This is a genomic window from Streptomyces sp. NPDC040432, assembly GCF_055595445.1.
Window position 1 is genome coordinate 1 of sequence record NZ_JBVIVP010000049.1, and the last position, 13247, is coordinate 13247.

Annotated in this window: 11 protein-coding genes; 6 read left to right on the forward strand and 5 right to left on the reverse strand. The window is 71.3% G+C overall.

Annotation, left to right across the window (positions count from 1 at the left end; all coding sequences use genetic code 11):
• Nucleotides 1-135 (reverse strand): ferrochelatase (locus ACZ58N_RS38575; protein ID WP_471170278.1); only part of this gene is annotated, 135 nt, incomplete at its 3' end.
• 61 nt (nucleotides 136-196) lie between these two features.
• Nucleotides 197-2221: a glycosyltransferase family 4 protein gene (locus ACZ58N_RS38580; protein ID WP_471170253.1), complete on the reverse strand. Its 2025-nt coding sequence runs from the start codon at nucleotides 2219-2221 to the stop codon at nucleotides 197-199.
• Nucleotides 2222-2383: 162 nt separating this feature from the next.
• Here ACZ58N_RS38580 and ACZ58N_RS38585 point away from each other — a divergent pair, with 162 nt between their 5' ends.
• The 4 genes from ACZ58N_RS38585 (at nucleotide 2384) to ACZ58N_RS38600 (ending at nucleotide 6497) form a co-directional block, all read left to right on the forward strand.
• Nucleotides 2384-3706, forward strand: coding sequence for a glycosyltransferase (locus ACZ58N_RS38585; protein WP_471170256.1), 1323 nt, complete (start codon nucleotides 2384-2386; stop codon nucleotides 3704-3706).
• 21 nt (nucleotides 3707-3727) lie between these two features.
• Nucleotides 3728-4657, forward strand: coding sequence for an SDR family oxidoreductase (locus tag ACZ58N_RS38590; protein ID WP_471170259.1), 930 nt, complete (start codon nucleotides 3728-3730; stop codon nucleotides 4655-4657).
• A gap of 279 nt (nucleotides 4658-4936) precedes the next feature.
• On the forward strand, nucleotides 4937-5515 hold the full coding sequence (locus ACZ58N_RS38595; protein WP_471170261.1) for a fasciclin domain-containing protein: 579 nt from the start codon (nucleotides 4937-4939) through the stop codon (nucleotides 5513-5515).
• 340 nt (nucleotides 5516-5855) lie between these two features.
• Nucleotides 5856-6497: a carbonic anhydrase gene (locus ACZ58N_RS38600; protein WP_471170264.1), complete on the forward strand. Its 642-nt coding sequence runs from the start codon at nucleotides 5856-5858 to the stop codon at nucleotides 6495-6497.
• A gap of 27 nt (nucleotides 6498-6524) precedes the next feature.
• Here ACZ58N_RS38600 and ACZ58N_RS38605 read toward each other — a convergent pair whose 3' ends face one another.
• Nucleotides 6525-7499, reverse strand: coding sequence for an L-threonylcarbamoyladenylate synthase (locus ACZ58N_RS38605; protein WP_471170266.1), 975 nt, complete (start codon nucleotides 7497-7499; stop codon nucleotides 6525-6527).
• Nucleotides 7500-8056: 557 nt separating this feature from the next.
• On the opposite strand from ACZ58N_RS38605, the gene ACZ58N_RS38610 reads away from it, so the two are divergent.
• Nucleotides 8057-9592, forward strand: a complete 1536-nt coding sequence (locus ACZ58N_RS38610) for a DUF8189 domain-containing protein (protein WP_471170268.1) — start codon at nucleotides 8057-8059, stop codon at nucleotides 9590-9592.
• 103 nt (nucleotides 9593-9695) lie between these two features.
• On the opposite strand, the gene ACZ58N_RS38615 is transcribed toward ACZ58N_RS38610, so the two are convergent.
• Together ACZ58N_RS38615 and ACZ58N_RS38620 are read right to left on the reverse strand one after the other, a co-directional pair.
• Nucleotides 9696-10919 (reverse strand): DegT/DnrJ/EryC1/StrS aminotransferase family protein, encoded by a 1224-nt coding sequence (locus ACZ58N_RS38615; RefSeq protein WP_471170270.1) that lies wholly within the window; start codon nucleotides 10917-10919, stop codon nucleotides 9696-9698.
• Nucleotides 10920-11337: 418 nt separating this feature from the next.
• Complete coding sequence (locus ACZ58N_RS38620) at nucleotides 11338-11562, reverse strand: hypothetical protein (RefSeq protein WP_471170273.1); 225 nt, start codon at nucleotides 11560-11562, stop codon at nucleotides 11338-11340.
• Between the two features lie 591 nt (nucleotides 11563-12153).
• Between ACZ58N_RS38620 and ACZ58N_RS38625 the strand changes: the two genes are divergently transcribed.
• Nucleotides 12154-13247 (forward strand): ATP-binding protein (locus ACZ58N_RS38625; RefSeq protein ID WP_471170281.1); only part of this gene is annotated, 1094 nt, incomplete at its 3' end.

The following is a 13247-nucleotide window of genomic DNA, read 5'->3' on the forward strand; positions in this document are numbered from 1 at the left end:
CAACCGCTCACGCGGGATACCCCGCCCCCGCGTCACGTTCTCCAGGAACGGCACGACGTCGTCGGGTCCCTCGGGGCCGCCGAAGGACAGCAGCACGAGGGCGTCATAGGGGGCGGCCCGATTCATGTGGGTCATCGTCTTCTTCCGTACTTGTCCGTGCGGCTGAGCCATGGGCGGGAGGGGTGACCACCGGCGGTCATCTGCGGGCGGATGCCACCGGGGCTTCCCGTAGCGACGTGTAGACGGATGCGAAGGCCGTGGCAGCGGCATCGATGGAGTAGTCCGCCCGGACCGTCGAACGGGCACGGCGGGCCATGGCCTTGATCGACTGAAGGTCGACGTCCAGCAGCCGCTCCAGTCCCCCGGCGAGAGCCTGTGCCGATGAGGTGTCCAGGAGGATCCCGTTGACCATGTCCTCCACGTAGTGCGGGATGCCCCCGCAACCGGTGGCGGCGACCGGCAGGCCCGCGTCCATGGCCTCCAGCACGGCGATGCCGAACTCCTCCTTCACGCTCGGGCAGACGTAGTAGGCCTGGCCGATCTCGTGCGAGAGGGTCAGGGCCCGCTCCAGACAGCGGATGTCGTCGTTGGGCATGGCCGGCACCATCGCCAGTCGGGCGGCCGCCCGCGGATGGTCGGCCAGCACGTCGCCGATCGCCGCGCGCACCTTGCGTTCGGGCTCGTTCGTGCCATCGGCCTGCGGTGAGCCACCGACGACGACCAGGTTCGCCCTCCGGTACAGGCCGGACTCGGCCCACGCGCGGACCAGGACGTGCTGCTGTTTGAGCGGGTGCAGGCGGCCCACCGTGAGCAGGACGGGCCGTGGCCGGGCTGCCGGACCGATCGCCGTGGGCCCATCCGTGCCGAAGATCATGTTCAGCAGTCGCTCACGTCGCAGGGCCTCGTCCGCTGCCGGTCGGTAGGCGGTGATCCCTTCCGGCGGGGCGCTCGGTCCCTGTCCCCCACGTTCGGACGCCAGCTGCGGGAAGTGCCGGAGCAACTCCGCCGCGCCGTCCTTGCCTGGGATGGCGATGACCGCGTCGGCGCGATGAACGAGTCGGTCCGCCGCGAAGACCCGGTGCAGGTCTTGGCGCAGTTCCTCCGTCTCGTCCTTGTTCGGCGGCGCGGATCCGGTGGGGCGGCGGCTGATGCGCCGGTGCGGGTCGGGCGTCGCGGTGAAGACGAGGCGTGCGCCGAGCAGTCGAGCGGCCTCGGCCACGGCGAGGGATCCGTCGTCGGCGTATCGGACGTGGACGATGTCCGGTGGACATCCGAGCCCTTCAATGAGCTTGCGCGCCCACCAGGTGAGGGCGCTGCCGTGGTGGCCGGACGCCGACCCGGTGGTGGCGTCGTCGTACGGGTCCAGTGGCAGGCCGAGTGTCCAGTGTCCCGTTCCCCTGGCTCGCAGCAGATTCGGCTCCTGGGCGAGCTCGCTCGCCTCCCGCGTCACGAGGGTGATGACCGCGCGGATGTCCCTCGTTCGTGCGAGCGCGTCACCGAGGCCGGCGAGGAGGACGCCGAGGCCACCGCCGTTGCCCTCCCCGGGGGTGTCGATGCCGCCCAGCAGCATCGACTGCACCACGAGCAGGCCCTCCTGGTGCGGCAGGTACGGGGGGTCGAACAGGGGCTTTCCGCCGGCGGCTGTGAGGAGAAGTCGTTCGTAGGCGTCGGCGGCCGTCTGCGGCTCGGGCAGGAGCCGCCGGTGTTCGGGCCATTCGGCCAGATGGCGCCAGAGTGCCAGCCTGGCCGGTCTCTCGTTGAGGACGGCTTTGCGCAGCAGTGCGGTCCAGCCGGCGACGTCGAGGACGTGGAGGTGTCCCGCGGTGGCGAGGTCGATCAGATGGGCGAGGGTGGCAGCGTCCTCGCAGCTGAGGATCTCCTCGATCAGTGCGCCGAGGACCGTGCCGGAGCCGTGGTGGACGAGGGAGACGGGCCAGGCTTCCGTGACGGTGCTCCGCAGCCGTCGGTCGCCGCGGACAGCGGCAGCCAGGAGCTCCGTCGGGGTTGCGGCCCCGTGCCGTCGCATGCGGCGACGTAGTGACGCCGTCCGCCCGTCGAGGGGATCGACGAGGTGGTCGTGCCCGGGAAAGTACTCGGCGTGCAGGAAGGCCGCCATGGGATCGGTCGAGTGGGCGAGGTGCGGCGCGGGCCGGGAGGCCCAGAAGGAGCGTCGGGTCGCGAGGAAGGAAGCGGACCCGTTCTGCCGGGTGGTTTCGTCCACGGAGCACTGCTCTCGCTCGGGGATGGTCATGCCGTGTTTCGGTCGGGCCCACCCCTTCGGATGCGGCTGCGGCCGCACGGGGCGTGATCCATCCCGGTGCATCCGTGTGCCGGTCCGGGGGCGAAGGCAATCCAGACGACTCTCCTCGGAAGGCGGTTCCCCGTGCCGCGCGTCACCGTGATCGCCCCGCCGTTCAGTTCCCACGCGGCGCCCCTGTCCGTGCTGGCGGGCGAGCTTCGCGCAGCCGGCGCCGACGTCACCCTTGCCTGCGGTGAGGCCTTCGCTCCGCTGGCCACCGCCGCCGGAGTGGGGTTCGCCCCGTTGACGGTCACCCGCAACGCCAATACCGGTATCGCACGGCGGACCCCGCAGGGCGGCCAGGAGGCCGGGCGGCTGGAGGAATTCCTCAGGGCCACGCACGCGGGAGCCGTGGCCGCACTGCTGGTCCAGGCCCGGCACCGGGCGGCGGACATGCTGGCCGAACCCGAAAGGGTCCTGGAGCAGGTGAGATCTCTGCACGCCCGCCGCCCGGCCGACTGGTACGTGGTGGACCAACTGAGCTACGCCGTGACCCTGGCGCTGCACTGTCTCGACCTGCCCTACGCGACCTTCTGCCCCGGGCATCCCAGCTACCTGCCCACTGCACCGGGGGCGCTCTTCGGCATGCCCTACGCGTGGCCCGGCGCGGTACGGCCGGCCCATGCGGACCTGAAGGCCCTGCGTCGGGCGGCACGGGCGAACGACCGCTCCTTCACCGAACTCTTCGCCCGTTTCGTCTCCCTCCACGCGCCCCACCGACCCGTGCCGCGGCGGGCCTTCGCCTTGTTCTCGTCCAGGGCCGTGATGCTGAACTATCCGATGTTCGAGTGGCTTCCCCCGCGACCGGACGGCCCGGCATACGTTTTCAGTGGGCACCTGTCACGTCCCGGGGCCTCGGGTCCCGGAGCCTTCTGGGAGTCCGAGTTGCGCAGGCTGCGGCGAAGGGGGCGACGCGTGGTGCTGGTGGCCCTGGGCACCTTCCTGTCCGCCCGGCACGACGTCCTGAGCGCGGTGACACGCGGGATCCTGCGCGAGCGCTCCGACACATCGGTGATCCTCGCGGCGGGCGACCGTCACGATGCCCTGAAGGCACTGTCCGGGCCGCGGGTCACCGTCGCGGAGACCGTGCCGCAGCAGGCGCTCCTCGCCCATGTCGACGCGATGGTGCACCACGGTGGCAACAACTCGTTCACCGAGTGTCTCGCGGCCGGGGTCCCCGCCCTCGTCCTGCCCTTCTCAAGCGATCAGTTCTCCATCGCCCACGACGCCGAGAGGTCCGGGGCGGGCCTGTGCCTGGACCCGCACGGCCTGAAAGCCGAGAGCGCCGGGCAGGCCGTCTCCGCCCTGCTGGACAACCCGCACCCCGCGCTTGAGGAACTGCGTCGGCACGTGCACGCCCTCGGCCCCACCAGAGCGGCAACACGACTACTGGAACTGATGACCTGACGCACGAGAACAGGACACCTCATGACCGACATGCCCGAGGCCGGAGAGAGCGGGAACCCGCCACAAGGTGTCCTGGCAGGACGGGTCGCCGTCGTGACCGGTGCCGCACGAGGAATCGGCGCCGCTCTCGCGCGACAGCTGTCCGAGCAAGGCATGCTGGTCGCACTCGTGGGACGGGAGGGCACGTCCCTTCGCCGGACGGCCGCGACCCTGGCCGGACGGAGCACCTGCTTCGAGGCCGATGTGACCGATACCGCCCAATTGGCGGCCGCCGCCCTCCATGTGGAGACACGGCTGGGGCCGGCCGGCGTGGTCGTCGCCAACGCGGGCATCGCCGTCGGAGGTCCCTTCGAGCTCACGGACGCCACGCTGTGGCAGCGCGTCATCGACGTCAATCTCACAGGGTCGGCGAACACCGCCCGTGCCTTCCTGCCGCAACTCGCTCGCACCCGCGGGTACCTTCTCCAGATCGCTTCCACAGCGGCCTTCGGTTCCGCGCCGATGATGAGTGCCTACTGCGCGTCGAAGGCCGGTGCGGAGTCATGTGCCCTGGCGCTTCGCGGTGAGGTCGCGCCCAAGGGCATCGGAGTCGGTATCGCCTACGTCCACTGGACCGGCACCGACATGGTGGTCGGCATCGACGACAACCCGGTGCTGCAGGCTCTGCGCCGACATCAGCCGTGGTTCGCCCGGCGGGTGAACAGCCCCGAGCAGGTCGCCGCCTGGCTGGCCAAGGGCATCGCCCACCGGTCCCGGCACGTCTACGCCCCTCCCTGGCTGCGCTGGTGCCAGCCACTGCGTCCGCTCTTCCCCCTCCTGGTCGCCGAAGTCGCCCGGAGGGAACTGCGCGCGCCCGGCAGCTCCGAGCTGGCCTCCACGGTGGAGGTACTCGGAGAGGGCGGCCGGGCGGACTGGCGAACCTATCTCGCAGGTCGTGACCCGGATGAGTGAGCCCTCGGGATGATCGTGCTTGCCCTGCGGATGCCCCAGGCCACGACCCGGTGAGGGGCCAAGCCGTTCCTCGGCTTAACATTCGACGAAAACCTGAGGAAGGCCGAAACCGCCATTTTTCGTAGATTTCTCCGGCAACCGATGTGTCCCCCGGCGACGAATCGATGGGTAAAGGATGTCGTGCCCCCGCACGTGGGGTGGTTCTGCCCCTGCTGTCCTCGGCGTCGAAAAGCCCCGGACGGACGTCCGTATCAAGCTCCACTCCCTGAGGGAGGACTCATGAGTACTCGAATCGTCCGCCGCAGCGCAGCGGTCGCGGTGGCGGCCTTCGTGCTTCCGCTCGGCCTGGGGGCGGCAGCCCCGGCGTTCGCCGACTCGCTTCCTGCCGACCCGTACGGACCCGCGTGCGCATCGGTGCCCAAGGAGGGCGCCGGGAGCCTCGCGGGCATGGCCAAGGACCCCGTCGCCACGGCTGCATCGAACAACCCGGCGCTCTCGACGCTGGTCACGGCGGTGAAGAAGGCCGGTCTGGTCGACACCCTGAACAACGCCAAGGACATCACCGTGTTCGCGCCGACCAACGACGCCTTCGCGAAGATCCCGAAGGCCGACCTCGACAGGATCCTCGCCGACAAGGCCGAACTGACCAAGATCCTCACCTACCACGTGGTCGGCGAAAAGATCATGCCGGACCAGCTGGCCTCCGGATCGTTCAAGACGCTCGAAGGCGGCACCCTGACCACGGCCGGCTCCGGGGACTCGTACACCGTCAACGGCAAGGCGAAGATCGTCTGCGGCGACGTCCCGACCGCCAACGCCACCGTCAACGTCATCGACACGGTCCTCACGCCCATGTGACCAGGCGCCCCTGCACGGGCGGCGACGCTGCCGCCCGTCGGGGAATCCGTTCCCTGGAGACCGTCGCGTTTCGACGCCACCGCCGGCTCAGGGGCCACCGGCAGACCGGTACGGCCATGATCGACCAGGTCATGGCCGTACTTCCGCGGCCCGATCGGAATCGGGCCGGCGGTCGGCAGCGGGCCGCGCCGGCCCTCCCCCGTCGGAGAGACTTCCCGCCCGGCAGGCCCGGGGCGGTCGACAAGGGTCGGGGTCGCGGCATGTCGGGGCATCGTGCGCCCCTGAGCCGTCCGGGGGACCAGGCGCTGCGACGCACGGTGCCGCCTCGTAGGCTGCCGCCATGACCGCGATCCAGAACCCGACGCCCCGCGACGCCTTCGACCTGCTCATGGCCGGTAACCAGCGCTTCATCTCCGGCGCGCCCGAGCACCCGAACCAGGACGCCACCCGCCGCACCGAGACCGCTCCGTCCCAGCAGCCGTTCGCCGTGCTGTTCGGCTGCTCCGACTCCCGGCTGGCCGCCGAGATAATTTTCGACCGCGGTCTGGGCGACCTGTTCGTGGTCCGCACCGCCGGACACGTCACCGGAACCGAGGTCCTCGGTTCGATCGAGTTCGGCGTGAGCGTCCTGAACGCGCCGCTGGTCGTCGTCCTCGGCCACGACTCGTGCGGCGCGGTCGCAGCGGCCTGCTCCGCCCTCACGAACGGGCAGACGCCCGGAGGCTTCGTCCGCGACGTCGTCGAACGGGTCACCCCGAGCGTGCTGGCCGCCCGCGCCGCCGGACGCGAGAGCGCCGAGGAGATCCTGGCCGAGCACATCGAGCAGACGGTGGACCTGCTGCTGGAGCGCTCCCGCGTCCTGGCCGACGCGGTGGCCGACGGCCGGACCGCCGTGGTCGGGCTGTCCTACCGTCTGGCCGACGGCAGCGCACAGCTCGTCGCCACCCGCGGCCTCGACGCGCCGATCACCACCTCATCCTGAGGTTCACACGGAGTCACGGGGCCCCGCTCATACCGATTTGCGGGGCCCCGCCGCCCGGCGAAGCCGGTTGGCGATCGCCGACCCCAGACCCGCCTCCTCCGGCAGGGACGCCACGATGAGGTCGCACCCCTGCCGGTCGAGGCCACGCAGAAACCCGTACAGTCCGCGCGCGTAGGCCGCCGTCGAACCGGGCACGGACACCACGGCGTGCGCCTTCACCTCAGTACCGGCCAGATGAGGGGGGAGGAAGACGCCCACCTGGTGTCCCGCCTCCTGGGCCAGCCCCGCTTCGGCGACGACCTCGTCCGGCTCGACGAGGACGACACGGGCACGCGGCGCGTAGTGCGACGGGTGCTGGCCCGGCACCCGGACACCGCTCGCGGTCGGGACCGCGACCGGATGCCCCAGGACCGTTTCGAGGTCCTCGCGCGTCACCCCGCCCGGTCGCAGGATGCTCGGCATCGCGCCCGTGACGTCGACGATGGTCGACTCGACGCCGACCTCGCAGGATCCGCCGTCCAGGACGAAATCGACGGCGTCACCGAGTTCCACCCGAACGTGGTGGGCGGTGGTGGGGCTGACGGACCCGAAGCGGTTGGCGGACGGCGCCGCGACGCCGCCGCCGAACGCCTCCAGCAATGCGAGAGCCACCGGGTGATCGGGCACGCGCAGGGCCACCGTCTCCAGGCCACCGGTCGCTTCCAGCGGCACACGTGGGCCGCGCCGCAGGACAAGGGTCAGCGGCCCGGGCCAGAAGTGTTCGGCCAGCAGGCGCGCGGCCCGGGGCACCCCCTCGACCCAATCGTCCAACTGGTCCGCGGCCGCGATGTGAACGATCAGCGGGTGAGAGGGCGGCCGCCCCTTGACTTCGAAGATCCGCGCGACGGCCACGGGGTCCTCGGCGTTCGCGCCCAGACCGTAGACGGTTTCGGTCGGCAGGGCCACCAAACCACCCGCCCTCAGCACCCCTGCAGCCTTGTCGATCCCGATGTCACCGGTCATGGCCGTCACCCTCGCGCTTCTCTCCGGAACACCCGTTCAGCGATCCGTTCAGCAGGTCCCGGATCCCACTGACGGACGACGAGGCGCACCCGTACGCGCCCCGCCGCCCCATGATGCCGCGCACACCGGACCGGCCGGACCCGGCCGAGCGGATCGGGACGGGAACCGAGGCGAAGGTGCGGCAGGAATCCCGAGGGCATGAGGGCGGAGCGGTGGCGGGGCCGAGGCGCCGGCGGGGCGCGGGTAGCGGCGTCGGCCGCTCGGCGGGCGGGAGGCGCGGCGGGGGATGCGAGAGCGCCGTGGCGGCGGACGGGTCTGGCCGCAACCGTCCCGGACCGCTTGTGGCCTGCGGTTTTCTCTTCCGGACGTGGTTGTCCTGGCCGAGAGTGGTGATCGCCACCGGGGGACGGACCCCCGGCGGTACAAGGAATCGACCCACCGCGACCGTCGTCGCGGCAACGGGATCGAGGGATCGGTCCACGGCCGAGACGCACCGCGCCCACCACCCTCACGCTCACCTCACCCGTGCTCCGTGCACTCCTCTCAAGGAACTTTCGATGACCCGTCACACCCTGTCCCGCAGCCTGGCCCTCCTCCTCGCGGGTGTCTCCACTTCCGTCGTGCTGAGCGCCATGCCCGCCCACGCGGATACGGTGATCTCGCCCTGGATGCGCCCCACCACGACGGGGACGCTCGGCCACGGCGCCGCCCCGGGCGGCACCGTCACCAGAAGCCAGGCCGTGGCCCGAGCACAGGACTGGGTGACGAAGGGCGTTCACTACAGCCCCAACGGGCTGGTGAGCCCGTACGGTTGGTGGGGCGACGCGGAGACCGGCGGTCGCTACCGGCAGGACTGTTCCGGTCTGGTCTCCATGGCCTGGCAGCTGACGGACAGCCTGACCACCTCGTCCCTGCCCAACGTCTCCAGCCGGTTGGCCAGTCTGAACGACCTGCGCCCCGGCGATGCCCTGAACAACATCGATACGCACGTCGTGCTCTTCACCGGTTGGGCGGACGCCGCCCACACCAGGGCGAACGTCATCGAGGAGTACAGCAAGGGCAAGCCGACCCGCGCCCGGGTCATGGACCTCAACGAGATCTCCAGCCGCGGCTTCAAGCCGTACCGCTACGACCGGATCGCGGAGGACGTCACCGAACCCAGCCGTTCCAACGGCCGGTTCGTTCACGGCACCCGCTTCGCGAACGGCTCGTGGAGCGCGATGGGTTCCCTGAACGGGGTGGGTACGGCGCCCACGTTCAGTGGTAGCGAGGAAGCCATCGCCGGCGCGCCCGATGGTTCCGCGCAGGTCCTCGGCATCGGCAACGACGGCAACGTCTACCACACCATCCGCTACACGAGCGGCAGTTGGCAGCCCTGGGGTGCGCTCACCGACAACTCCGGTCAGCAGATGGCCGCGAGTCAGGTCGCCGTCTCCGTCGGACCGGACAACGCGGCACAGGTGCTCGCGGTCGGCAACGACAACGCCCTGTACCACCAGATCCGGCGGGCGAACGGTACCTGGACCGGATTCCAGCCCCTCACCGTCGCCGACGGCTCGCCCATGAAGGCCGGCCGGGTTTCGATCGCGGTCTCCCCCGACGGGTCCGCGCAGGTCCTGGCCGTCGGCGGGGACGGCGTCGCCTACCACCAGATCCGGCGGGCAGACGGCACGTGGACCGGGTTCCAGCCCCTCATGTCCGGCAGCAACCCCATGAAGGCCCTCGACGTGTCCATCGCCGCGAACCCCGACGGTTCGGCTCAGGTCGCGGTCATCGGCGGCGACGGCAATCTCTACCACGCGATCCGCCGCTCCGACGGCTCGTGGACGGGGCTGCTCCCCGTCGACGGTGTGGGCACCGCGACGATGTCGGCGCGCAATGCCTCGCTCACCATCACCCCCGACGGCTCGGCCCAGCTCGTGGCCATCGGCAACGACGGCAACGTGTACCACCGCATCCGGAACGCGGCGGGCAGCTGGAGCCCGTTCCAGCCCGTCGCGGGAGCGGGCGGAGCGGCCACCTTCTCCGCCCTGCGCGTCGGTGTCGCCGCCCTCCCCGACGGTTCCGCCCAGCTCCTGGTCACGAGTCGCTGACCCGGTCCGACCCGCAGGCTCCGTCCCCGTCCGGGGCGGGGCCTGCGGGCTCTCCTCCGGCCGGCGGATCCGACCGGTCGTCGAACGTCCGGGGGCTCGGGGATCAGCCCGGTACCGGGGTCGCCGTCGGCCGCACCTCCGGGCCGGCGGCCAGTCGTGCCGCGTGGGCGGTGACACGGCTCCAGGCGGCGGGCAGGTCCTCGGCGCAGTCCGGGTCCAGGAGCAGCCGGTGGTGCAGCCACAGGGCGCTGCGCGTCGCGCCCTCGGCCACGGGCAGCGACCTCGGGGCTCCCGTCGGGGGCCGGAACGCCGGCAACAGGTGCCATGCCGGGAAGAGGACGCGCGCGGGAATTCCCTCGGCGGCCAGGGCCCGGACGGTGGTCGCGTTGTCGAGCCCTTCCGCGAGGGCCGCTTCGGGCAGTCGCAGGAGCACCATGTAGTGGTCGTGTCGGGTGACCCGGGGGTCGACCGCCGCGAGGGCGCCGGCCGGCAGGGCCCGGTCGAGGCGTTCGTAGGTGTCCTTGCGCCGGAGCCACAGGGCGTCGGTCCCCGCCATATGACTGAGCACCAGGGCCGCGTGGAATTCGCTGATCCGTGCGTTGGTCCCCGGTTCCAGATGGTCGTAGTCGGAACTCCCTCTCCTTCGACCACAGTTGGCGGTGCGTTCGACCCGACCGGCGAGGGCGCCGTCCGAGCGGATCAGTACGGCGCCGCCTTCGCCACCCGGCCACAGCTTCGCCGCCTGGAAGCTCATCGCGGTCATGTCGCCCACCGAGCCGACGGGCAGGCCGTCCCACGCGGCGGCGACGGCCTGGGCGCTGTCCTCGATGAGGAGCAACCCCTTCTCGTCGCACAGCAGCCGGGCACCGGTGAGATCGGCGGGCTGGCCGCCCAGGTGCACGACCACCAGGGCTTTCGTCCGTGCGGTGACGCTTGCGCGGGCGGACTCCATGTCGAGGGAAAAGGTGTCGGGCCGCACGTCCGCGGGCACCGGCGTCGCACCCACGGCCGAGACCGCCGAGGCCGACGACACGAAGGTGGTGGCGGGGACGACGACCTCGTCGCCCGGTCCGACGCCCGCGGCGCGCAGGGCGACTTCGAGAGCGAGGGTTCCGTTGGTGACCGCGACGGCGGCGCGCACCTCGAACCGGTCGACCAGTGCGGCTTCGAGGCGTTCGGCGGCTCCGTCGCCGTTCTGCCACCAGTGACCGCTGTCGAAGACCGCGTTCAGGGCGGCGCGGGCCTCGACGGAAGGGCTGGGCCAGGCGGGGAAGGGCCGGGTGCGGACGGGCTGTCCGCCCAGGGCCGCGGGCAGGTCGTGTGGCATGGGACGGCTCCCGTTCGGGTGGCCGCACGGGGCGTTCCCACCCCGGGCCGAGATGGGCCGACAGTGGGAACGGACTGCGGAACGGCACCGGCAGAACGCCGTGTGCGGCCAGTGGATTTGCAGTTGGGTCCACCCCTGTTCGAGGCTAACAGGACGCCCTTTGCCGCGGTGGGACACGGCGTCGAATCGTCCGGAAGGCGGACCGATCGAACGACATGGACCGACTGCGGCAGCGGCCGCGCATGGCTGCGGCCCACTCGATCGACCGGCGACACAGCTCCCGTGGGCCGTCGACCAGACGGGGAGCGCTGCGGCGCGGGGCCTCGCGTCGAAGCGGGGAAACCCTTCAGCAGGGAGTCGAGGAGCAGGGGCCCCTTCAGCAGGACCGCCGCCGCGCGGGTCCCGGCGCCGGACGGGGTCAGACGGCTTCGGTGGCGAAGAGTTCCAAGTGGCCGCAGCGCGGGCAGCGGTACGCCTCGATGCGGCGGCGGGGCCGACCCAGCCGCTTGGCGCCCCCGAACACACCCCTCTCCAACGCCCCGGCGATCCAACGGGCGTAGCCGCGGGATCCCTCACCCGCGTCCTCGACGAATCCGGGTTCGAGGCCCACTCCGCCGCAGTACGTGCACTTCATTCCGTCCATCGGACGAGTGTACGAAGCGAGCGCCCGCCTCCACTCGCGGTTTCAACGGCGCGGCCGGAGGTGCGTGAGCGGAGAGGGTCGCAGGGGCCGCGGTCCCGCCCGGCGACGGAATCGGGCGCGCCACCACTGTGGGCACAGGCGGGATCGGGGCCGTGCCGGCGGGGCAGGTCGGCGCGCCCGGGTCGCGGTCATCCCGGCCGCCTGCGTACGTGGCGGAGAAGAAGGTGGGCGCCCGGAAGCGCACGCCCAGAGCAACGGAGCGTGACGACGAATCCCACGCTTGAGCGATTTCCCCGAATGCCCCTTGCGGACCCCTGAGGAGCTCTCCAGGGCTCTCTCGTGGAACTTTCATGGGGGGATTCACCTCCACCCCGGAAATCAACTCTCACGGCCACCTGGATGCCTTCCTGCCCTACCTCAGATCGGACGGACCGATAGAGTGGAATGGTCCGGTCGCGCGGTGCGCGGCCGGTCTCCCACGGCCGAGGGCGTGCTTCGTCATGCCCTGGACCGCTCCACCCGTCGGCGTCCGCTCGGTGTCCCGCTCATGCGCGGCAGCGGAGTTCGCCATGCCCGAAAGTGAGCATCGCCTTGATCGAATCCGGCGCCCCGGCCCCCGCCACCACCCCTACCACCAGCACGGCCGCCCCCACCACGACCGATCGCTCCGGCCTCGTGTCCGGCGCCTATGACGCGCGTGCGATCCAGGTCCTGGACGGTCTCGACGCGGTCCGCAAGCGTCCCGGCATGTACATCGGGTCGACGGGGGCCCGGGGTCTGCACCACCTGGTGCAGGAGATCGTGGACAACTCGGTCGACGAGGCGCTGGCCGGCGTCGCCGACCGGATCGACGTGACGATCCTGCCCGACGGCGGCGTACGGGTGACCGACAACGGCCGGGGCATCCCGGTCGGGCTGCATCCCGGGACCGGCCGTCCGGCGCTGGAAGTCGTCCTGACGGTTCTGCACGCCGGCGGCAAGTTCGGCGGCGGCGGGTACGCGGTCTCGGGTGGCCTGCACGGGGTGGGCCTGTCCGTGGTCAACGCCCTTTCGACGCGTCTGACGGCCGAGGTGCGGGCGGACGGGTTCCGCTGGAGCCAGTCCTTCGAGCACGGTGAGCCGACCGGTCCCATCGCCCGCCACGAGGAGACCGACCGCACCGGGACCGCGATCACCTTCTGGGCCGACGACACCATCTTCGAGACGACCGAGTACTCCTTCGAGACGCTGTCGCGCCGTTTCCAGGAGATGGCCTTCCTGAACAGGGGCCTGACCCTGTCCCTCACCGACGGGCGGGCCGCCGCCCGAACCCTTGGTGAGGACGACCCGGAGGCGTCGCGGGCGGTGTCCTACCGGTTCGACGGCGGCATCGCGGACTTCGTCCGCCACCTCAACGGGCGCAAGGGCGAACCCGTCCACCCGAGCGTGATCGGCGTGGAGGCGCAGGATCCCGGACGACTCCTGTCGGTGGAGATCGCGATGCAGTGGAACGGCCAGTACGCCGAGAGCGTGTACTCGTACGCCAACACGATCCACACCCACGACGGCGGTACCCACGAGGAAGGGTTCCGGACGGCCCTGACAACGGTCGTCAACCGCTATGCGCGGGACAAGAAGCTGCTCCGGGAGAAGGACGACAACCTGGCGGGCGAGGACATCCGCGAGGGTCTGACGGCGATCATCTC